Origin of the sequence: Bacillus sp. EB600 (genome assembly GCF_024494385.1) — a bacterium.
Taxonomy (GTDB): Bacteria; Bacillota; Bacilli; order Bacillales; family Cytobacillaceae; genus JAEVLT01.
On record NZ_JAEVLT010000005.1, the window covers coordinates 72841 to 96070 of the forward strand.

Genomic DNA, 23230 nt, shown 5'->3' on the forward strand with positions numbered 1-23230 from the left:
TTAAAGAAAATTTGCTCCTCTTTAACAAAAAGATAACGTTACGACAATACTTTTCTTGTTTAATAAAGTGGTAGATAAAGAATCGAGGAGGAGAATCATGAATAAAAGGCGTTTTGGTAAAAAAGGGGCAACAATTGCATTAGCACTAGCACTAACAATTCCTGCTGTAACACCCGCAGCGGCCATGGCAAATAAAGGTCATGTAACAATAGATTCCGTAAAATTTAATGGGATGGATGCACCAAAAACGATTGAACAAATGGTTCAAACCTATTCGAACGCATCACTGGATGTAAAGTATAGTAACGGGGAAGTAAAGAAATTTCCACTTTCATATAAAAGACTTTTCAAATCTGAAGATAAAATAGCGAGTAACAAAGGGGAACTCATTCCGGCTGGAACACCGATTGATGTGAACGGAAATCCAATTATCGATAAGAGTGTTGAAGGAAAGCCTACATATTTTGTCTCAGATGCTCCCGATTCTAATAGTCTATTAAATCCTATTGGCGGGAAGCTATATATGGTCACCCACTATGAATATCAGACCTTTGATGCAGCAGGAAAATCTGCGTATGGTGTAGTACCAGCTTCGATGTCATTATCTACTTTGGAGCAGGATAAGAAAACGGGTGAATTAACACCTAAAGATGTTAAGAAAATAGATTTTTCAAGTGTGAACGGACTTTGGATTCCATGTAACGGATCACTTTCACCATGGAATACTCATTTAGGTTCAGAAGAGTACGAGCCGGATGCCCGCAGCTTTGAATTAAATCCTACTTCCTCGGCAAGAACTCAAGTTGAAGGTTTTGCCCAGCTTTATTTTGGAGACAAATCAAAAGCAAATCCTTATTTTTACGGATTTATTCCTGAAATTAAGGTGAATGATAATGGATCAGCTTCCGTTTCAAAACATTATAGTATCGGCCGTTTTTCACATGAACTAATGAAGATGATGCCTGATAACCGCACAGCCTTCTTTGGTGATGACGGTTCTTATACGACGATGTTTATGTATGTAGCTGATAAAGAGAAGGACCTTTCAGCCGGTACCCTTTATGCTGCTAAATTCCAACAAACAGGAACGGAAAATGGCGGTGCTGGAAACTTAGAATGGATCAAATTAGGACATGCTTCTGACAAGGAAATAAAAGCTATTATCGACAGCAACGTTAAGTTCAGTGACATTTTTGAAACATCTGATGCCCCTAAGGAAGGCTTTAAAGCTATTAAGCAGTACACCTATGGCAAAACAGAATACTTAAAAGTAAAGCCGGGAATGGAAAAAGCAGCAGCATTTTTAGAATCTCGCCGTTATGCAGCAATACAAGGTGCTACCTCTGAGTTTAATAAAATGGAAGGTGTCACTTTAAATGAAAAGGATAAGAAAGTTTACATTGCAATTTCTGACCAAAGTGCTGGAATGCTAGCTAATTCTGCAGATCCTGCTGATGATATTAAATTGCCAAAAATTAAATCTGGTGTTACCTATCAATTGGATTTAACCAAAAATCAAAAAGACAACACAGGGCAAAAAATTAACAGTAACTATGTTGCAGGTAAAATGTCTGGCTTAATTACAGGTGAAGATTCGACCGCTGCAGATACCTATGGAAACACTGCCAATGTAAATAAAATAGCCAATCCTGATAACTTAAGCTATTCCGAAGCATTAAGAACATTATTCATTGGCGAGGACAGCGGAATGCATACAAATAACTTTGTCTGGGCCTATAATGTTGATACAAAGGAATTAACGAGGATTTTGTCGAATCCAGCCGGGGCAGAATCAACTGGTTTGTTTGCAGCAGATAACCGGAAGGGACACTCATACATCATGAGTAACTTCCAGCATCCAGGTGATGAATTAGAAGGTAAGTCAATTACAGCAGTCGATAAAAATGAGTTAATCAAGGCGATGGAAAAAGAAATCGGAATTGATCGTACTGGTGGGGTAGGTTATATTTCCGGTCTGCCCTCACTTGAAGATTTGCAAAATAAAAACCGTGATGTAAACAGCATTTTTCATAAATAAGATATTTAGATCCGTTGTTACCCCTGGAACAAGTATCCAGGGGTATTTTGTTATTGTAAAAAATAAATAAGAACTAGTTAACTAGTAATATAGTTGCGGATAAAAGGTCTTGGTTTTCTTTATCGCTATTTTACCAGAGCTCAATAAGAGATTAATAAATTAAGAGTACCCTATTTAGGTAAGAGAAAAATAAATGGTGGGAGTGATCAAGTTGTTAAAGAAAATGAAAAAAAAGAAAAGGATGCTCGCTGGACTAGCCTTAACTAGTGTATTAATGGGGTCTGCAGGGGTATACGCAGCTCAAGATGGTGCTTTTGGAAACAATCTTGTTGGATTACAAGCAGATGGCTCGGTTCAAACGCCTGTAAACCAGTTGATCACACCAGCAGGGAAGCAAATTGAATTTGGCGGCAACCCAATTTCTGTCGCCGTTCATCCAAATGGAAAGACAGCTGTTACTATGGTTGGCCGAAATAATTACGGCGGTAAAGGAATCAACGTCGTCGATCTTGCAACGGGAAAATTGACTGCGTCAGATTTGTCTTTAGGCCTCACAACGATGTGGGGATTAGCTTATTCCAATGATGGAAGTCAGCTTTATGCAACTGGCTCTAAGAGTAGTAAAGGTAAGGTTGTCGTTATGTCTATTGGAGCCGATGGAATTCCTGTCATCCAAAAGACTTATACCCTTCCAAATGCAGCTGTTGGCGGAAATATAAATCCGCTTGATTTAGCGGTAGGACCACAAGGACAGCTGCTCGTTGCTCTTAACCGCGACAACAGCCTTGGTGTAATTGATCCTCAAACAGGGGCAGTAACCGCTAAAATTTCCGTTGAAAATGCTCCTACGGGTGTATTAGTTGATGGTGATACGGCCTACGTGACAAACCAAGGCGGTAGAGTAGCGAAACCAGGAGACACAACGGTTGATTCTTCGGGGACTCAAGTGGTGGTAGATCCTAAAACAGGTGCCACTACAACAGGAACTGTTTCTGTTGTTGACTTGAAAACCAACACGGTTACAAAAAACATTGAAGTTGGCGTACAGCCTGAACGGATGACGCAATCAGGCCAGTACATATTCGTAACCAACACAAACAGTGATTCGGTTTCTGTCATTGACACCAAGACAAATAACGTTGTCCAAACAATTGACATTAAACCCTACCCCAATTCACATAAAGGTTCTGCACCAAACGCGGTGAAAATGGTTAATAATCAATTAATGGTCAGCTTAGGACGTGATAACGCGATTGCGGTCTATGACTGGCAAGGTCCTGATAAGACACCTGAATTACAAGGCCTTTTACCAACAGCATGGTTCCCAGTCGATATCGCAGTTGATTCTGCAAATAAGAATCTCGTCGTTGCAAATGCGGATGGAATTGGCTCACAAGGACCAGCACGTAATTTAACCATTCAAGGAATTACTGTATCGGGCCACTCCTCTTATGCTCAAATGGGGTCCCTTTCATTGATTCCATTCCCTTCAAAAGAAGATCTTGTAAAGGGAACGAAGCAGGTATACGCGGACAATAACTGGTATGGCTTAAAGGATCTAAACGCTAAACCGCGCAACAACAAGAAACCAGTCGCCATGCCTGAAAGAGTTGGCGAGCCATCTACAATTAAACACGTATTCTATATTATTAAAGAAAACCGGACCTATGACCAAGTATTAGGAGACCTAGGAAAAGGAAACGGCGAACCAGCTTTAACGCAGTTCCCTCAAACAGTAACACCAAACTTGCATAAACTTGCAACAACCTTCCCGCTTTTGGACAACGTCTATACTTCAGGTATTCAGTCAGCAAGCGGACACCAATGGGTTATGCAAGGGACAAACGTTGACTATGAAGATAAAGAGACTGATTCAGCGAATGTCCGAAGCTATCCAGGCGGTGCCGGTGACCCAATGGCATATGCTCCTACCGGCCATCTGTGGGATCAAGCCGCAAAACATAATGTATCCGTAGAGAATTTCGGGGAAGATACGATTTCTTTCGCCGGTTCGGCACCATTTGGTACATGGACGGATTGGTATAACGATGCCTTAAAGCTTTCCGGTCAACAGCAGGGTGATCTTCATGTCCCAATTGGAAACTATCAGACAACCTATGACATTCCTTCGCTGGGACCGATCACCTATAAATCCTTCCCGACGTTTGACATGAACATACCGGATCAGTATCGTTTTGAGATTTTTAAACAGCAGTTTGAAAAACACGTTGAAAATAATGATTTACCAGCATTAAATACAATGTGGGTTACGAATGACCACACCTCTGGAAGTGCAACCGGTTCTCCTACACCACAGGCAATGGTTGCAGACAATGATTTGGCCGTTGGTAAAATTGTAGACTTAATTTCACACAGTAAGTATTGGAAAGACTCTGTTATCTTTATTACAGAAGATGATGCACAAAATGGCTTAGACCACGTTGATGGACACCGTGAACCGGCATATGTAATTAGTCCTTGGGTGAAAAAAGGAATTACCAACAGCCACTATTGGACTGTCATTAACATGGTTCGCAGTATAGAACAAATTCTTGGACTTCCTGCTATGAACCAAAACGATGCAGCCGCAGAACCAATGAGTGAGCTTTTTACAAACAATCCAGACTTTACGCCATACAACTTTGAACAAAACCAAATACCGCTTGACACTTTAAACGGACAACCGAATTCCAATACTGCAGCACTTGCCAACACAGTACAAGTGACACCAGAGGCACAGGAGCAATCGAAGCAGTGGACGGAATGGTCTAATAAAAACAAGGACAAGCTTTCTGGTAAACACGCTTCACCGGACGAAGTCAACGCCAACATGCTAAACCATGCAGTTTGGTATGCAACGAAAGGCTTTGATAAACCATATCCAGGTGATAAAAAAGTTCATACACCAGCTGAAGTAGAGCAGCAGCCTGAAAGCTTTGCACCATCACCTGCAGAAAATGACTAATGGTCTAGTTTTAATGTTCTCTTAGCAAAAAAAAAGTTAGCTACCCGACAAGGGTAGCTATTGTTATAAAGACTGTCGCTTAAAGGTAGCTGTTCTGGTATCAAGACATTCAGATGTGAGGTATTGAGTCCAGTTTGTTGCCTTTGCACAATAGGGATTTTCCAAGATCTCATTTCATTTTAATCACTTAGAAGAGGGGGGACGATTCGGGTTCATTCTTGCCCGGATCAAATGAAATGAAACGATTGATAGACGCAACGATGAAACGTGCGATTCTGATCGCAACCTTGATTGTATTGATCCTCGTTTGGGGAGTTATGTCAGCAGGACAAATTCAACGGGATTACCTGCCGGAGATTAATAATCCCACGTTAATGGTCACAGTCCGTGCAGAAAATTACCAAGCAGAACAAATAAAAGCAAAGATCTCTGAACCAATCCAGCAGGCCTTAAGGGTAGTAGACGGTCTTCAGGATGTCGAGACGAACTCATTTAATGGGGGTTCAATGGTCAGCCTCAACTTTCCAATGAATTATGATATGAAGCAAGCGGAGGAACAAGTTACGAAGGCATTGGAAGGGACTTCATTGCCGACTGATGCAGGAAAACCTCTAGTAACACGTCTAAGTACCCATTCCCTGCCGGTAATGAGAATTAGTTTAATGAGTTCCTCTAGTAATATTACAGAAAATACACTCCGTACTGGGATTCAAGAAGATGTGGTCAATCGTTTGAAAACAGTCCCAGGGGTAAAAGATGTCCAAGTATCAGGTGGAGGTAGTGCTGGATATGCCGTAACGCTTCGAACTGAAGATCTGAAAAAGGCTAGGGTAACAGTAAGTGATGTAAAACGGTCACTCGAAGACAAAGTTACAACAGGAATCGAAGGAAACGTCTCGAATAATCAGATTTCTATTCCTGTCACAGTATCGGGGTGGGTTTTAAACCAGCAAGATCTATCGCAGTTGCCGATTCATACAAAAGATGGGAAAACAATTGCTCTTTCTGATGTGGCTGATATTTCAAACTCAATTGTAAATCTGCAGACGATTTCAAGAACAAATGGAAACCCGAGCGTTCTTTTAGATATACTGAAAACTCCATCATCCAATATTACGGATGTGTCTGACCGGATTCAGACCAAAATAAAGGATATCCCTGCACTGAAAAATAAGGATATCCAGCTATCCATTCTATTTGATCAAGGGGTGCAGGTCAATGCAGCGTTAAAAGGTCTTATTAAGGAAGGCTTGTTAGGCTGCTTGTTTTCGATCGTTTGCGTGTTTCTCTTTTTCCGCAAGGTCCGTTCTACCCTATTAATTGCCATCTCACTGCCTATATGTCTATTAGCGACAACAGGTATCTTAAAAACGATGGGAATCAGTCTCAATATTCTTACCGTTTCCGGATTGATCGTCGCTATGGGAAGGGTAGTCGATGACTCAATTGTCATCCTAGATAATATGAACCGTAAAGTAGATAAGGAAAAAGGCATCACAAGTGTTCGGTTATTAACACAAGCTGTTTCAGAAATGGTTCCAGCAATCGTATCATCCACCGCCACTACCGTTGCCGTCTATGTGCCAATTGCACTTGTTGGTGGAATCGTAGGTTCAGCCTTTTCAGGTTTTGCCTGGTCTGTTGTGATTGCCCTCATCGTTTCATTAGTTGTTTCCATTTTAGTTGTGCCGACACTGTACAATCTATATTGGAAAGGCAAACCGAGTGCCGTTAGTGATGCTTTTGAACCGGCAGCCTATAAAATACTTACCTGGGTGTTTAAACGCAAAGGAAAAGTCGCGGCTATCTGTCTTGGCTTGTTTTTGATTAGTGTGGTTGGAGCAGCATTTTTACCAGTTAATTTTTTACCAATGACCAATAAAACAGGGCAAATCGGCGTTCAAGTTGAGATGCCACAGAATACTTCCTTAACAGAAGTTGATCAGGAAGTGCAAAGATTAGAAGCTTTATTTAAATCAAATCCTAAAGTAGTCTCCTTTTCGTCTGGTCTCGGTTCCTCTTTTACGCCGCAATCAGATGATGTATTTGATGCTGGAGGCGGTTGGTTACAGAAACCGAACATTGCCAACCTGTCGGTAACCGTTAAAAAAGGGACAGATATAAATGCTTTTATTCCAGAACTTCAGAAGCAATTAAATGCTTTGTCAGGCAAAGCTGTCTATACGGTTTCGAATTCAAGTATAGCAGGAGACGATACCCAATTAAAAATTAATCTTACGGGGGCAGATAATCAGACATTGGAATCAATGGCTCTAGCGATCCGAAACCAGTTGAAACTTGTCCCTGGATTAGCTGTGCAAGGGACAGCGGAAACTGATGATCATTTCACACAATATAATATAACGCTTAATCGAAAGGCGATCGAAAAGTATGGTATTAAGCTTGAGGATGTTTTAAATCGGATTCAGCAATATACTGCAGAAGGAACGAAAGGAGTCATCTCCATTGACCAAAATACCTTCCCTATTGTCATCCACTCGGATGTGCAAAAAGACGCCTCTAAAGATATCTTTTCTTTAATGGGTGGAGAGGTCTTCCTAGATAAAGATGGGCAAAAAGTGACATTTGATCAGCTTGCATTACTTACACCATCTGGTTCATCAGTAATCCAAGAGAAGGATGGACATCCTTATGCTGTCATTACTGCTAATATTATTTCAAATGATATTGGAAAAGTGACAAAACAGGTCAAAGCTTCTTTGGACAAAACACCAATACCGGAGGGCGTACATTATTCCTTTGCTGGAGCGCCGCAACAGGTATATGAAATGATTTTTGAAATGGCAATTGCATTATTCTTCTCAATCTTGCTGGTTCTGTTGATCGTAAGTTCCGTTTTTCGCGGGTGGAGGGCTCCGCTTTCGGTTTTAATATGTATTCCGTTAGCAGCTATCGGATCCTGCATTAGCATGGTAATCTTTAGGCTGGAATGGAATCTTGCTGCGTTGGTTGGATTATTAATGTTAACAGGAATTGTGGTGACTAACGGCATTGTTCTCGTGGATAAGATAGAAAGGAATCGGGCTGAAGGAATGGAAATAAAGCAATCCATTTTACTTGGAACAACAACAAGGGTAAGACCTGTGCTCTTAACAGCCGGGACCACCATCCTAACATTGCTTCCTTTAGCTGTCTCAAGTTCTGACAGTTCAATTATCTCCCAAACACTGGGGCTTGTAGTTGTAGGTGGGTTGATCAGTTCAACGCTAACTTGTCTTATTGTCATTCCGATTATGTATGAATGGCTGAGTGGAAAAGCAAGAAAAACAAAAAACAACCAGCACTATCAAGATCTAGAAAGGTTTACCGAACATAATTTTGGATAATCCGAATTTATGAATTGAAAATCTGAAACTTCTTACTAACAAAAAATAGCTTGGGAGACTAAGCTATTTTTTCATTTCGATTAGCTTTACCGCATATACATTCATAGGTGATATGGAGGTGGAATATGGCAAATTTTTTTTGGGGAGTAGATTCAGCAGTTGCCGTTGATGAAGAAATATTACGGTGTCCAGAATAATTTTGGTGCCCCTGATTTTTGGGGAAGATATTTAAGCACGGTTCCGAATGCTAGTGATGGGCTAACTAAAGTGGAACTGCAATATTTAAGGTCAAAAGGAATTATAGTGGTGCCAATCTTTAATAATTTTAAAAGCTCTGTTGGCGATCAAGCAGGAAATGTTGCGGCCCGTAATGCCATATATAATGCCAATCGGCTTGGAATTCGAAAAGGGACAGTATTATTTGCCAACGTCGAGCGTTTTTTTGAAGTGGATGCAAATTGGTTAATTGGTTGGGTTGAAACGTTTTATACCAGTCCTATCGGCCGGGATTTTATCATGATCCGATTGTAGGTGATTTTAATCAAGCCTATTGTCAAGCTATCGCAAAAGATGAAAGGGTAAAGAATCAGGCTGTATTATGGAGTACAAAACCTGAAAAGGGTGTCACTTCGAAACGAAGCCAGCCAAAATTTAGTCCAAGAAAGCCGAATTGTCCTGCAACAGTTTGGGGATGGCAATATGGAAGGGATGCAAGAGTGCGCCCTGTTGATACGACTTTAGCAGATAGTAAGCTGTTTGATTTGATGCACTAAGCAATCGTTACTATTTTCTGTAAATAGTAAAAAAAGGATGGTAACCATCCTTTTTTTAACTATTTTTGTTTTTTATTATTGTAATGAGGACTGTTTCTAATACGTTAAGGTCTTGTTTTTCTTATTTTAGATCTTCAATTGAATTAATTTGCATATATTTTGGAACTACTAGTCCAATTTTAACACCTGTCATACTTGTACCAATATCATCAAATTTCCCATTGTATTTTTCAGCGTACGTTTTGTGTGTGACAGGAAGCCACCCTGCAAGGAAGGCATCTGCACTTCCATCAGCTATTGCAGTCCACATAGGACCTGCTTCGACTTGAGAAAGAGTTACATCATATCCAAGATCTCCAAGAACTTTTCCCATTACATTTGTACTTGCAATGGTACTATCCCATGCAACATAGACAAGTTTAATTTTTTCTCCGTTTACTTTGTTAGCGCCAACTGTCCATTTAGATACTTTATCTGAATTTTCCTTCACCCAATTTGCTGCAGCTTCTTCTGGTTTGATGCCTTTTTGTATATCTAACATGACCGCACCCATGTCTTCTTCAGTCCATTTAAACTGACTAAGTACTTTATAGGCAACCGGATGATCTTTATCTAACCCTTTTCGAGCAATCGTATGGATTTCTTCCGCCGACCCATATACACCTTTTGGATCTTTTAGGTATTTTAAATCATATTTAGAAAACATCCAGTGGGGATTCCATCCAGTGATGATGATCGGTTCTTTTTTATCGTACGCTTTTTTTAGTGCAGCTGTCATGGCAGCACTTGAACCGGATACAAGCTTCCAATCACTAAGATCGTAGTCCTTGATCGCTTTTTCAGTTGCTTGCATAATTCCAGCTCCAGGATCGATCCCTACGATTTTATAATCTACTTGTTCTCCAATTGTTTTTGCTGCTTTAGCATCCGAGCTAGTTTTTGTAGTCCCACAGGCAGTGAGACTAATTGCTAAAACGGCTACTGCACCAATTCCTACTATCTTTTTCCACATTATAAAGTCCTCCTTTGTTTTTTCATTCCAACATTTTGGGTGATTCGATCTAAAACAATTGCCACAATAACGATTGCAAGTCCTGCTTCGACACCCACCCCTGTTTTTAATTGGGTGACCGCACGGTAAACCTCTTCACCTAACCCAGGTGCTCCGACCATAGAAGCGATAACAACCATTGAAAGAGCTAGCATGATGCTCTGATTAATTCCAGCCATAATGGTTGGAGATGCGAGCGGGATCTGTACTTTAAACAGTCGTTGGCTTGTTGTTGAACCAAAGCTTTCGGTAGCTTCGATAATATCTTCAGGAACCTGCTGAATTCCCAATATTGTCAGCCGGATCGTCGGCGGCATTGCAAATATGACAGATGCAACAACTCCTGGAACGACACCAATATTAAAAAAGAAAATGGCAGGGAGTAGGTACACAAACGCAGGCATCGTTTGCATAAAATCAAGGATAGGTGTAACAATTTTACGAACTGAATCCTTTTGCGAAGCCCAAATTCCGATCGGAATACCGATAATTATAGAAATAATAACCGACGTTAGGACGAGAGCTAAAGTATTAAGCATAGCTTCCCAGTAACCTAAATAATCAATAAATAGGAAACCTATTAATGAAAATAAGGCGATTCTTTTCGTTGTAAGCCACCACGCGATTAAACTTATGATGACGGTAAGCAGGATAGAAGGAATGAATCCGAGACCAGATACAATTCCATTAACGACATTCTCTACACCATTTGCAACTCCGTCAAAAACTCCTCCAAAATGGGATGTTAACCAATCGACAAACTGATCAATCCAATCTGCAAATGGTACTCTGGGTAATTTATTCATTTTATTTCACCTCCCTTAAAGAGGAATCGGAGGTCTCAGGAGAATGAATAAATTGGTTATTTCCTGCAAGTGCACCAATCAGCGCCCCTTTTATGACGATACCTTTCATCCGCTGGTGTTCATCTACCACAGCAATCGGTATTGTTGCCGTTGAAACAAGCTCAAACATATCCATTAATAATGTCTCTTTTGGTACAGTAGTAACGTTTCGATGGATTGCATCGTATAGAGACAAGCTATTTTCAATTGCGTCCCCGGCCATTAGTGCTGTTACTGCGCCAACAAGGCGATTATGTTTATCGGTAACGTAAATAGAGGAGATTCCAAGATTTTTCATCAGTGCTAATGCGACTCTAGGCCCCTTGTCTATTTGGACGGTTTCTGCACGTTTCATAATATGGCCTGCTGTTAATACTTTGGAGAAATCTACATCTTCAACGAAACGTTCTACATATTCATTAGATGGGTTCATTAAAATTTCTTCTGGTGTACCAATTTGGACAATATTTCCATCCTTCATTAATGCAATACGATCACCAATTCTTAGGGCTTCATCCAAATCATGAGTTATAAAAACGATAGTTTTTCCAACTGTACTATGTAGTTCAAGCAATTCATCTTGCATATTCTTCCTGATCAGCGGATCCAAAGCACTAAACGCTTCATCCATTAACAAAATATCTGGATCATTCGCTAATGCTCTTGCAAGACCAACACGTTGCTGCATTCCGCCGCTTAGCTGGTCGGGATATTGATCTTCATAGCCCTCCAAACCTACAAGTTTAAGAGACTCAAGTGCAATATGTGTTCTTTTTAATTTTTCAACACCCTGGATTTCTAAACCATATTCGGTATTTTGTAAGATTGTCCGATGGGGAAGGAGTGCGAAATTCTGAAAGACCATACTGATTTTTTTACGACGCAAATTGCGAAGCTGTTCTTTATTCAACTTTATTACATTATGGTTATCGATTAGGATCTTACCTGCAGTGGGTTCAATCAGTCTATTTAACATTCGCACCAATGTCGATTTACCACTTCCAGATAGACCCATAATGACAAATATTTCATTTTCAAAAACCTGAAAGCTTGCTTGATTGACACCAACAGTGGTCCCGGTTAATTTTAATATTTCTTGTTTTGATTTTCCTTCTGATAAAAAATGTGAAGCTTTTTTTATTTGTTTTCCAAAGATCTTTGTGACATTCATCACATCTATTTTGACTTTTTTATTATCATTATCCATTATGTCCCTCCCGATTTTTTTCTCTTTTAATTGTAACGAACATTAAATAGTTAAAACAAACAGGAAATTCACTTATATTCAGCTTATACGGTTCGTAAAGTATTGACTGAACGAACTTAATAGACTGTTTTCTTAAAATTCCTGCGAGTTCCTCCAATTTTCTCTTGTTTTAAACACTTTACTTTATTGCTTCAAAAGGATAGATTAATTATTGACCTCGTGTTTAACAATGAATACCACTAAATGGGGTGTAAATATAAATTGGATAGTATGGAACAACTGCATAGAGCAAGAGAAAGGGTTATAGATGCGATTGCACAGAACATGAACTTATATGGTGTGATTCCATCAATTGGGAGATTATATGGGATGATGTTTTTTCATAATGAGCCCCTAACACTCGATGAGATGAAAGAAGAACTCGGCATGAGTAAAACAAGCATGAGTACATCTGTGAGAACCCTCCTTGATTTAAAAATGGTCGATAAAGTATGGAAGAAGGGCTATAGAAAGGATTTATATGCAATTGAAGGGGATTGGTACCAAAATTTCACTGATTTATTTTCAATAAAATGGAGGAATGCGATCTCAATTAATATAAATGCGATTGAAAAATCCTTAAAAGAACTTAATGAAATCAAAACTAATGAAGAATTTGATCATGAAGTGGGAGTGATAGCCTCGAGTGATATTGAGAAATTACAGAGCACATTAGAATATTATGATTGGTTGAATCGATTAGTTGATAAATTTGAGAGTGGAGAAATTTATGATTTTGTTCCGAAAAAAATAAACGAGTAGTTAATTAAAGCACTTGAAATACATCTTCAAGCGCTTTTCTAATTTTATAGATCTCTATAAATTCTTCAGTTCACTTGGGGGCTAATTTTTAGATTTCACTCATAATGTATAGTACTGTAAGAAGTGTAATCAATAGTAAAAGTCTTATTTTAAAAAAGTGTTCAGAGGAGTGTTTCCATGATAACCTATCAAACTCGGACGGATGTCCCCGAAAATGAAAAATGGAATTTGAAAGATATTTATTCAGATATGACCAAGTGGGAAGAGGATTTTCAGCAGATTGAAAATATGGCGGTAAAACTGAAGGGATACGATGGCTCTATACATGATGGTAAGAGCTTATTTCAATATCTAAAACAAAGCGAAGAGCTATCCTATAAGTTCAACCATCTTTATGCTTACAGCATGTTGAAGGTGGATGAAGATACGAGGGAATCAAGTTCACAATCTTTTCTGGACAGAGCAAAAGGTCTAAGTGTAAAGGTCAGCGCATCAACCTCATTTTTCATGCCTTTTTTATTAAGTCTGGATGAGGAAACGTTAAAAGGATACATAGCTGAAGAGCAAGGTCTAAAATATTTCGAGGAGGATTTGTTTGATTCATTCCGATATAAGACGCATGTTCTGAGCAAGGAACAAGAGTCTGTCCTTTCTCAGCTCGGTGAAGCTCTCTCTGTTCCTTCTACTACCTTTGGCATGATCAATAATGCAGATATAAGGTTTGGAGAAGTAACAGGTGAAAAAGGTGAGAAAATTGAACTTACGAGAGGTCTCTATTCAAAATTAATTGAGGATGAAGATCGGGAAAAACGCCGGGAAGCCTATAAAGCCTACTATAAACCATATGTGGAAGCAAAGAATACCATTGCATCCACTCTTTCAGCAGCGATAAAAAATAATGTCATACTCGCAAAAATCCGTAACTATCCTTCCGCTTTAGAAAAAGGCTTATTTGGGGACATGGTTCCGAAAGAAGTATATGAAAATCTCATCATTTCTACTAAAAACAATATTGCACCGTTGCATCACTATTCCCGTTTACGGAAGGAAAAATTGCAGTTGGATGAGCTTCGCCAATATGATATGAGTGTCCCGCTCGTAAAGGGTCTGAGACAAGTCATTCCCTATGAAGAAGCATTTGAAACAATGCTTAAGGCCCTTGCACCGCTTGGGGAGGATTACCTCACTATTTTAAAAGAATTTAAAGATGCGCGCTATATTGATGTCCGCGAAACTCCTGGCAAGCGGTCGGGTGCCTACAATTTGGGGATTTATGGTGTTCATCCATTTATCCTTTTAAACCACCAGGATGATTTGGATAGTTTGTTTACACTTGTACATGAGTGCGGACATGGAGTTCACAGCCGCTTAAGCTCCGCCAATCAACCGCAAATCACTGCCCGTTATAGCATCTTTGTGGCAGAAGTGGCCTCTACTGTAAACGAGGTATTGCTAATCAACTATTTAATAAACAACGAAAAAGATGATGAGGTTCGGAAGCATCTGCTTAATCATTTTATTGATCAATTTAAAGGCACATTCTTTACTCAAGTAATGTTTGCAGAATTTGAAAAGATAACCCATGAAATGGCTGAGAAAGGGCTGCCGTTAAATGTCGAAGTGTTCAATCGCACCTATGAATCATTATTTCGGGAATACAATGGGGATGAAATTGTCTTTGATGATGAAGTGAAATTTGGCTGGTCCAGAATTCCTCATTTTTATCGCCATTTTTATGTCTATAAATACGCAACCGGCTTTGCGTCAGCAATCCATTTGGCAACGAAAATAGTTGAAGGCGATAAAGAAACACTGCATTCCTATTTAGAATTTCTAAAGAGCGGCAGTTCGGATTATCCACTCGAATTGTTAAGAAAGACTGGAGTAGATTTGACAACACCAACTCCAATCGAGAACGCCTTAAAGAAGTTCAAAGAGCTGGTAGAAGAGTTTTCTAAATTAGATTAATGAATTTTTAAAGTAATATAAAATTATGCAGAGGCTAAAACTTAAGCTGACTTAAGTTTTAGCCTCTTTTTTAATGGAATGAATTATGCGAATAAATAAGACTAAAATAACTGATTATTCAAAAAATAGTTAGAAAACCTTTCATCTTTTAAGACATCTAATCTACCATTTATTATACTGAGAAAAAAAGAGATCTCTTCTACACTTTTCCACTATTGAGGAAGTGATGCTTCGTTACATAGAGATCGAAATATATTTTAATTAAAGGCTCTGTTATAACGGAATGTTGATTTCATTGTGTTTGAAAAATAAACGGTAAAATTCCGTTTAAATTGGGATTAGCCCAATTATAGTTGAACAAATTTTTGAAATTATCCAAGAGCTGAATAAAGAAGGTGTGACGATTTTACTTGTTGAGCAAAATGCCTTTCAGGCTCTGCAGATTGCTGACCGTGGCTATGTGATTCATACCGGTGAAATTGTTCTGAAAGGAAATGGCAAAGACCTAATGAGAAACGAACAAATACAAGAGGCGTATTTAGCCTGAGTCACAAAAACATATGTTTACTTCAAATAAAATATTCATTTAGGCCATTAATGATGATAAAAAAGGATGGTGATTCCATGGCAAAAGTACAAATCAACCTGGGCGGCATTGTATCGCCTAAGACAAATGCATTACTTGTAATAAATGCTATGTTTCCTGTGACGATGCAGCAAACCAAAGCATTTTGAAAATAAAAAAACAGGGGTTCAAAAAAGACCAGCTGATTGTAAACGAAGATACCTGCACAGGCTGTAACTTATGCGCACTTGTTTGTCCTGTCGAAGGGGCAATGGACATGGTAGAAGTACCTGCAAAGGAAAAACCGGTAACCTGGAATGAAATAAAAGCATTTAGTTATTTTAAGTGTGGAAATTAAGTTGAAAAGAACTTCCAGTTTTTTTGCTGTAGGAATTTCGACAGTATTCAATTTAATCAATCTGATTTAGCTTGAAGATTGACACACAAAAAAACTATTATTAAAATAATTATTAGCACTCCTCTTTATAGAGTGCTAATAATACTTAAAAGATTAAAATTCATGAATTTGGAAAGGAGATATCACCGTGGAAGTTAAACAATTTCAAGCCGAATCAAAAAGACTCCTGGATATGATGATTCACTCGATTTACTCACAACGGGAGATCTTTTTAAGAGAATTAATTTCAAATGCAAGCGATGCGATTGACAAAATCTATTATAAAGCATTAACGGATGAGTCATTGGCGTTTGACAAAGATAGCTACTACATAAAAGTGGAAACTGATAAGGATAGCAGGATATTAAAAATTAGTGATACCGGAATCGGAATGACAAAGGAAGAACTTGAAAACAATCTTGGAATCATTGCCAAAAGCGGTTCATTAGCCTTTAAAAGTGAAACAGAAGTAAAAGACGGACACGAAATCATTGGTCAGTTTGGGGTTGGATTTTATTCTGCATTTATGGTTGCAGATGTTGTCACGGTCATAAGTAAAGCGCTAGGCAGTGATACTGCATATAAATGGGAATCAAAGGGTGCAGATGGGTACACCATAGAGCCATCTGAGAAAGATTCTGTAGGTACTATTATTATTTTAAAGATTAAAGAAAACAACGAAGATGAAAACTATGATGAGTTTTTAGAGGAATATCGCTTAAAGTCGATTATCAAGAAATACTCCGATTTCATCCGCTACCCAATCAAAATGGATGTTTCGGACAGAAAACTTAAAGAAGGCAGCGAAACTGAATACGAAGATATTCAGGAAGAACAAATCATCAATAGCATGGTTCCTATTTGGCGAAAGAACAAACAGGAATTGACCAAAGAAGACTATGACAATTTTTACGCTGAAAAACGTTACGGCTTTGACAAGCCAATTAAACATATCCATATCAGTGTTGATGGGGCTGTAAGATACAATGCGATTTTATTTGTACCTGAAAAAATACCTTTTGACTATTATTCACAAGAGTATGAAAAGGGCTTAGAGCTCTACTCCAATGGTGTTTTGATAATGAACAAATGTGCAGATCTGCTGCCTGACTACTTCAGTTTTGTTAAAGGAATGGTCGATTCAGAAGATTTGTCACTGAACATTTCGAGAGAAATGCTCCAACAGGATCGCCAATTAAAGTTAATTGCCAAAAACATTAGCAAAAAAGTTAAAAGCGAACTGCAAAGCTTGTTAAAAGAGGATCGTGACAAGTATGAGGAGTTTTATCATTCCTTTGGCCGCCAATTAAAGTTTGGGGTCTATAGTGATTTTGGCAGCAATAAAGAACTCTTGCAGGATTTACTGCTGTTCTATTCATCAAAAGAGAAAAAACTAGTCTCCTTGGATGAATATGTGTCAAGAATGCCTGAGGGTCAAAAGTACATTTATTATGCAACAGGTGAATCAAATGAAAGAATTGATAAGCTGCCGCAGACAGAGGTAGTGTCCGACAAAGGCTATGAGATTTTATACTTCACCGATGATATCGATGAGTTTGCCATTAAAATGATAATGACCTACAAAGAGAAGGAATTCAAGTCTGTCTCAAGTGGCGATTTAGGGATTGAAGACGAAAATAAAAATGCCGAAACCTCAGTTGACATCGAAAATAAAGACCTCTTTGACTTTATGAAAAATATTTTGTCTGATAAGGTAAAGGAAGTTCGCGTATCAAAAAGATTAAGGTCACATCCTGTTTGTTTAACAACTGATGGCGAAATCACATTAGAAATGGAAAAAGTATTAAAAGCAATGCCTAATAGTCAAAATATAAAGGCTGAAAAAGTATTAGAGATAAATGTAAATCACGACATATATCAATCATTAAAAGCTGCTTTTGAACATGATAAAGAGAAATTAACTCTATATACCAATCTTCTGTACAATCAAGCACTTTTAATTGAAGGATTACCAATCAATGATCCAGTAGAGTTCACAAATGATATTTGTAAAATTATGATTTGATGTAATAGAGGATTAGGGCTGTCTTTGGGACGGCTCTTTTTTTATACAAAAGTTTCTTTAAATTTTGCATAACGACAATGGAAATTGTGAAAGAAAGAAAAGGTTTCGTATAAAAGCAGAAAAGTTGCTTAATCTATAGGCAATGCTAGAAAAAAGTATAAAATCGTAAATTAAACAAAGAATTATATAGGTGGTGGGAAAATGGGTTTTTGGAGCAAGTTATTTGGAAATTCCGAAAAGAAGGAGGAAGAAATAATGGAAAAATTAAAAATTGGTATCATTTTAGGAAGCACCCGTCAGGGACGTGTAAGCCCACAAGTGGGTGACTGGGTAAAGGGAATAGCTGACAAACGCGGCGATGCAGATTATGAAATTGTTGACATTGCAACCTTCAACTTACCATTCGTCGGCACAGGTACTGGTGAAGAGCCAAAACCTTGGGCAGAAAAAATTGCAAGCCTGGATGGGTATATTTTTATTACCCAGGAATATAACCACAGCGTTACAGGAGCACTAAAAAATGCACTTGATTCAGCATACGCTGAATGGAATAATAAGGCAGCAGGTATTGTTAGCTATGGTTCCACAGGAGGTGCTCGTGCAGCAGAACATTTACGTGGAATTTTAGCTGAATTGCAAGTTGCAAGTGTTCGTGCACATCCAACATTGAACTTATTTACAGATTTTGAAAACTATACTACTTTCAAACCAGCTGATATGCACGTTGATAATGTCAACACAATGCTTGACCAAGTAAAAGCATGGAGCGGAGCATTAAAGACTTTGCGATAAAGTTATTTTAAATTTATATAGTAGCGTAAGGGGTAATGGAAGGAGGGATGGAAATGATCCCTCTTTTTGTAATAATAAGTGATAAAATTTTAGCTTGGTACAGTCCTTATATGTATAGAACTAGGAGATATTTGCTAGCAAGAAAAAGAACCGGGCTGTTTTGCCCGGTTTTTCAAAGTATATAAACAAAAGGAATGTCAAAATTGATTATTCAGGTTGTTTTAGAGGGTCAATTCTTTTGGAATCTTCCGGATTGAGTGGACCAGCTCTTAAAAAATAAAAAAATACCCTGCCAATGAGCCCAAGTGAAATAACATACCCTAATGTTACCGTCCATAAATAAGCCACGAAAATCCCCTCCCTTAATTGATGTATATGCCAAGTTAATCAAAAATATCAATCACGTCTCGGAAACCACGTTAGAAAAAATACGCTCAATTTGTGTCAAATTATTGACACAGTATTTAAAAAGAGTATAGTAATAGAAGTTATTAATAGTTACTCAAGGTAACTACATTATTGGAGGGAACTATGCAGGGATTTTTTCAACGTTATCTTTTATTGTATCGGCCGCTTATAAGTCAATTAAATGAGCTGCTAGGCAAGTATGACTTATCCTACTCCTTATGGCAGGTAATGCTTTATGTCAAAAATAATGGACCATCAACGCTGGTTGAAATTTCTATCTACTATGATGTAGAGAAGCCTACCATCACAAGGACAGTTCACCGCCTAGAGGAGAAACTCGTTGTTAAGGTAATACCTGGAAAAGATCGGCGTGAAAAAATTATACAGTTGACCGAATTTGGTGAAGAGCTTTATCTAATCTGCCGCCAAAAGATAACGGAGATGGAGCACAAGGTCATGCGCAATATTCCAGAAAATGAACAAACTGCTGCGTTTCAAATTCTTCCAAAAATACGAGAAAACATCATTAATCGAGAGGGAGGCCGTCATGAATAAACCAAAATTATGGACCAAGGATTTTTTTATTGTTTCGTTAGCCAACTTTTTTCTTTACTTTACGTTCTACCTATTGATGGTTTCCATTACCGTCTTTGCAACTGAAAAATTTCATGCTACACCAAGCCAGGCAGGGCTTGCTTCAGGTATTTTCGTCGTGGGGACGTTAATCGCACGTCTTTTTTCCGGAAAATCAATTGACAGGGTTGGCTGGAAAAAAATGCTTTATATTGGGTTTATTTTCTTTTTACTAACAACATGCTTCTATTTTTTCATCAATAGTTTACCGCTCCTATTAGTAAATCGTTTTTTAAATGGTGCTGCATTAGGGGTTGCTTCAACGGCAACGGGAACAATTGTTGCAAAAATTATCCCACATGAACGCAGGGGAGAAGGTACAGGCTACTATGCTTTAAGTGTTACTCTTGCAGCAGCAATTGGGCCTTTTTTAGGAATGTTTCTTGGCCAGCATGCAGGCTATAACATGAATTTCACTTTGTGTATTATTCTTTTAGCCTTGAGTTTCGTCGCTGTATTTTTTGTGAAGGTTCCAAAACTAGAATTCACAAAAGACCAATTAGCTAATATGAAAGGTTTTTCATTTCATAATTTCTTTGAACCAAAAGCTTTTCCCATTGCCGTTATTGGCTTCTTCATTGCTTTTGGCTATTCAAGCATTCTTACTTTCCTTACTTCCTATGCAAAGGAAATCAATTTAGTGGATGTCGGAAGTTTCTTCTTTATTGTCTATGCAGTGTTCATTCTCGTTTCGAGGCCTTTTACTGGCCGCTGGTTTGACCAAAAGGGAGAAAACTTTGTTGTATACCCATCTCTCTTATTGTTCTCAATTGCCCTATTGGTCTTAAGTCAAGCACATCATGGGTTCACCCTTTTAGTAGCAGGTGCATTGGTGGGCCTTGGATACGGAACGTTCTCGTCAAGTGCTCAAGCCATTTCTATTAAAGTTTCACCGAAGGATCGAATTGGTTTGGCAACTTCTACCTGGTTTATCTTTTTAGATGGTGGGATTGGAATGGGGCCCTTTATTATAGGCTTTTTAATTCCATTCATTGGTTTTAGGGGACTGTACCTGTGTATGGCAGTTGTTGTCTTTGCTTGTATGTTTTTATATTTTTTCATGCACGGCAGAAAAACAGGGAAGCGGAAACCGGTTATGCAAGCAAATCAGGTTACAGGTGCCAAAGTTTCAACAAAATAGATTTGGTAAAAAGCGGTTGATTTCTTAAGAATTAACCGTTTTTTTTGGAATACAGAATTTCAATTGCTGAAAAAGAATCGATGTGGCTTCTAGAAGTGTAATTTTTCTCACTGCAACCAAAACGCAATCTTACTTATATTTAATTGTGGAGGTGGGATTATGAAAGTAAATTATCTAATTAGCGACAATGCTGAAATCAAAGTAATCAAGGAAGAACTTAAGCCATTCGGTGGGCGTTGTGCAAAGATTGTTGAGGGGAATTTAGAGTATCAAATTAAAGATGAAAATAAAGACGCAGCCTATAAGCATTTGAAAGATAAAGGGATTATTGCATAATAAATTGTAAAAACATGAAAAAATAGAACACTTAATGGAGGAAAACTTTATCTAAAAGTTTTGGATTCAGAAACGGGCAAGTATTTACGCTGGAATCTGTTTTTTCACCAGATTCCACCTTAACTAAAAATAAAATAAAAAATTCCTAGAATGCAAATGGACTTTTTCTAGGAATTTTTTATTTCATTAAGAGACCTGAAAATTTGGGTATTCATACTCCCTTCAGCGATATGCTGGAGGAAGAAGTCACCAATCAGCTTTAAGTAATTCTCATCGTCAAACATCTTCTTGTCTTGAAGTTCCATCTCTGCTAATCCTTCGTATTTAGTTAAAAGTGCATAGGTATGATCAGCACCAGTAATAGGCGATAAGATCTCTACTGTGTGATCGTATTGCTCATTTCTAAATTTTTGAATCGCCTTTAAATTTTCGATTGCTTCTTTAAATTTATCCTGTTTAATAACAAAAATCTGATAGACATAAATAGACATTGGAGCACCCCCAAGCATAATAAAAATGTAAACTTATTCTTTGTCATTTTCCTACTTTTATTCAAAAAATGTAGTAGACTACGTTCATTTCTCTACGGATATTGACTGTCATGTCTGTCCGTTCTCAGCAGTTTTAAAAGGGTAACAGCCCACTATTCTTTTCATAGTCATGCCAAAAAAAGCAATCCCTTCATATTATATAGAAAGGGCACAAATTGAAAGTGCTACATTAAGAGGGGGCTTTCAAATGGAAGGCAATAAATTGCGTTTCGAAACAGAGGTCATTCACGGTAGGTATTCTCCAGAACAACATCAAGGAAGCTTAGTTCCTCCAATATACCAGACATCAACCTTTACTTTCGATACGGCGGAACAGGGGGAAAGAAGATTTGCCGGAAGTGAAACTGGATTTGTTTATTCCCGCCTGGGAAATCCAACTGTAAAAATGCTTGAAGATCGAATGGCAGCATTGGAGAATGGAGAAGCAGCCTTAGCTTTTTCCTCAGGAATGGCAGCTGTTTCTGCTGTATTAGTGGCTCTTACCAAAACGGGAGATCATATTCTTTGTTCGAAGGGTGTAAATGGATGTACCTTTGATTTATTGAAGCTATTTAAAGAAAAGTATGGGATTGAACACAGCTTTTCACCCATGAACACCGTGGAGGAAATGAAACGTGACATCAACTCCAATACCTCATGCATTTATATTGAGACCCCAATCAATCCAACAATGATGCTTGTTGACTTAGAAATGGCTGCCAAAGTGGCAAACGAGATAGGCATTCCCGTTGTGGTGGATAATACCTTCTGCTCCCCTTATTTACAAACCCCTCTTTCCTTTGGATGTGAGATCGTTATTCACAGTGCAACAAAATATATTTGCGGTCACGGCGATGTGATTGCCGGAATAGCAATTGGAAATATGGATTTTATGAAGAAAATAGCTCAAACAGTTCAAAAGGATATTGGCGGTATCCTTTCCCCGTTGGACGCATGGCTGTTAGTAAGGGGGTTGAAAACACTTCCGATCCGAATGGACAGACACTGTGAAAATGCAAACAGGCTATTTCTATTTTTAAAAAACCATCCAAAAATACAAACCATCTATTATCCGGGAGACGTGCATCACCCAGATTATTCGATTATGAAAAAACAAATGAAGAAACCAGGTGGACTGATCTCTTTTTCAATAAAAGGAACAAAGGAGACTGCTCAAATATTTATGAATCAGTTAAAGCTTATAAAATTGGCGGTGAGTCTCGGTGATCCTGAGTCATTGATTCAGCACCCCGCCACCATGACCCACGCTGTTGTTCCAAAGGAGGAGCGGGTGAAAATGGGGATCGAGGATACGTTATTGCGGCTTTCCGTTGGACTTGAAGCATGGGAAGATATCCAAGCGGACCTTGAACAGGCACTTGATAAAATCTAAAGGGATATTTTTCT

Annotated in this window: 18 protein-coding genes and 1 pseudogene; 14 read left to right on the plus strand and 5 right to left on the minus strand. The window is 38.4% G+C overall.

Annotation, left to right across the window (positions count from 1 at the left end; all coding sequences use genetic code 11):
• Positions 1 to 97 precede the first annotated feature (97 nt).
• The 4 genes from JN080_RS07560 (at position 98) to JN080_RS29625 (ending at position 8881) form a co-directional block, all read left to right on the plus strand.
• A complete protein-coding gene (locus JN080_RS07560; protein ID WP_256235331.1) occupies positions 98 to 2038 on the plus strand; it encodes a PhoX family protein in 1941 nt (646 codons plus the stop codon).
• Between the two features lie 211 nt (positions 2039 to 2249).
• Positions 2250 to 5003 carry a bifunctional YncE family protein/alkaline phosphatase family protein gene (locus tag JN080_RS07565; protein ID WP_256235332.1) on the plus strand — a complete coding sequence of 918 codons (2754 nt, stop codon included), beginning with the start codon at positions 2250 to 2252 and terminating at the stop codon, positions 5001 to 5003.
• Positions 5004 to 5239: 236 nt separating this feature from the next.
• The gene (locus JN080_RS07570) at positions 5240 to 8350 is read left to right on the plus strand and encodes an efflux RND transporter permease subunit (protein ID WP_256235333.1); all 3111 of its coding nucleotides are present in this window, start codon (positions 5240 to 5242) and stop codon (positions 8348 to 8350) included.
• A gap of 168 nt (positions 8351 to 8518) precedes the next feature.
• Positions 8519 to 8881, plus strand: a complete 363-nt coding sequence (locus tag JN080_RS29625; protein ID WP_309144665.1) for a glycoside hydrolase domain-containing protein — start codon at positions 8519 to 8521, stop codon at positions 8879 to 8881.
• 363 nt (positions 8882 to 9244) lie between these two features.
• On the opposite strand, the gene JN080_RS07580 is transcribed toward JN080_RS29625, so the two are convergent.
• Genes JN080_RS07580 through JN080_RS07590 form a run of 3 tightly spaced genes read right to left on the minus strand, consistent with a single transcriptional unit; the run spans position 9245 to position 12226 of the window.
• On the minus strand, positions 9245 to 10135 hold the full coding sequence (locus JN080_RS07580) for a glycine betaine ABC transporter substrate-binding protein (RefSeq protein ID WP_256235334.1): 891 nt from the start codon (positions 10133 to 10135) through the stop codon (positions 9245 to 9247).
• Positions 10135 to 10980: an ABC transporter permease gene (locus JN080_RS07585; RefSeq protein ID WP_256235335.1), complete on the minus strand. Its 846-nt coding sequence runs from the start codon at positions 10978 to 10980 to the stop codon at positions 10135 to 10137. The genes JN080_RS07580 and JN080_RS07585 overlap by 1 nt, the downstream gene beginning before the upstream one ends.
• A 1-nt stretch (position 10981) precedes the next feature.
• Entirely contained in the window at positions 10982 to 12226 is a 1245-nt protein-coding gene (locus JN080_RS07590) for a quaternary amine ABC transporter ATP-binding protein (RefSeq protein WP_256235337.1), read from the minus strand.
• Between the two features lie 270 nt (positions 12227 to 12496).
• Here JN080_RS07590 and JN080_RS07595 point away from each other — a divergent pair, with 270 nt between their 5' ends.
• The 6 genes and pseudogenes from JN080_RS07595 to JN080_RS07620 all read left to right on the plus strand — a co-directional run bounded on the left by JN080_RS07595 (position 12497) and on the right by JN080_RS07620 (position 18775).
• Positions 12497 to 13027 carry a GbsR/MarR family transcriptional regulator gene (locus tag JN080_RS07595; RefSeq protein WP_256235492.1) on the plus strand — a complete coding sequence of 177 codons (531 nt, stop codon included), beginning with the start codon at positions 12497 to 12499 and terminating at the stop codon, positions 13025 to 13027.
• 177 nt (positions 13028 to 13204) lie between these two features.
• Positions 13205 to 14995: an oligoendopeptidase F gene (gene pepF / locus JN080_RS07600; RefSeq protein ID WP_256235338.1), complete on the plus strand. Its 1791-nt coding sequence runs from the start codon at positions 13205 to 13207 to the stop codon at positions 14993 to 14995.
• A gap of 331 nt (positions 14996 to 15326) precedes the next feature.
• Positions 15327 to 15542 (plus strand): annotated as a pseudogene (locus JN080_RS07605) (ABC transporter ATP-binding protein); the annotation flags it as partial.
• A gap of 181 nt (positions 15543 to 15723) precedes the next feature.
• Complete coding sequence (locus tag JN080_RS07610; RefSeq protein ID WP_309144668.1) at positions 15724 to 15918, plus strand: 4Fe-4S dicluster-binding protein; 195 nt, start codon at positions 15724 to 15726, stop codon at positions 15916 to 15918.
• Positions 15919 to 16105: 187 nt separating this feature from the next.
• Positions 16106 to 17983, plus strand: a complete 1878-nt coding sequence (gene htpG / locus JN080_RS07615; RefSeq protein WP_256235340.1) for a molecular chaperone HtpG — start codon at positions 16106 to 16108, stop codon at positions 17981 to 17983.
• A 201-nt stretch (positions 17984 to 18184) separates the two neighbouring features.
• Positions 18185 to 18775, plus strand: coding sequence for an NADPH-dependent FMN reductase (locus JN080_RS07620; RefSeq protein ID WP_256235341.1), 591 nt, complete (start codon positions 18185 to 18187; stop codon positions 18773 to 18775).
• 207 nt (positions 18776 to 18982) lie between these two features.
• On the opposite strand, the gene JN080_RS07625 is transcribed toward JN080_RS07620, so the two are convergent.
• The gene (locus tag JN080_RS07625; RefSeq protein WP_256235342.1) at positions 18983 to 19123 is read right to left on the minus strand and encodes a hypothetical protein; all 141 of its coding nucleotides are present in this window, start codon (positions 19121 to 19123) and stop codon (positions 18983 to 18985) included.
• Positions 19124 to 19306: 183 nt separating this feature from the next.
• Between JN080_RS07625 and JN080_RS07630 the strand changes: the two genes are divergently transcribed.
• From JN080_RS07630 to JN080_RS07640, 3 genes are all read left to right on the plus strand, one after another.
• Complete coding sequence (locus JN080_RS07630) at positions 19307 to 19738, plus strand: MarR family winged helix-turn-helix transcriptional regulator (RefSeq protein ID WP_256235343.1); 432 nt, start codon at positions 19307 to 19309, stop codon at positions 19736 to 19738.
• A complete protein-coding gene (locus tag JN080_RS07635) occupies positions 19731 to 20957 on the plus strand; it encodes an MFS transporter (protein WP_256235344.1) in 1227 nt (408 codons plus the stop codon). The genes JN080_RS07630 and JN080_RS07635 overlap by 8 nt, the downstream gene beginning before the upstream one ends.
• Before the next feature lie 159 nt (positions 20958 to 21116).
• On the plus strand, positions 21117 to 21293 hold the full coding sequence (locus JN080_RS07640) for a hypothetical protein (protein WP_256235345.1): 177 nt from the start codon (positions 21117 to 21119) through the stop codon (positions 21291 to 21293).
• A gap of 167 nt (positions 21294 to 21460) precedes the next feature.
• Here the strand turns inward: JN080_RS07640 and JN080_RS07645 are convergent, their stop codons facing one another.
• Positions 21461 to 21784 (minus strand): hypothetical protein, encoded by a 324-nt coding sequence (locus JN080_RS07645; RefSeq protein WP_256235346.1) that lies wholly within the window; start codon positions 21782 to 21784, stop codon positions 21461 to 21463.
• Positions 21785 to 22031: 247 nt separating this feature from the next.
• On the opposite strand from JN080_RS07645, the gene megL reads away from it, so the two are divergent.
• A complete protein-coding gene (megL, locus tag JN080_RS07650; protein WP_256235347.1) occupies positions 22032 to 23216 on the plus strand; it encodes a methionine gamma-lyase in 1185 nt (394 codons plus the stop codon).
• Positions 23217 to 23230: the final 14 nt, after the last annotated feature.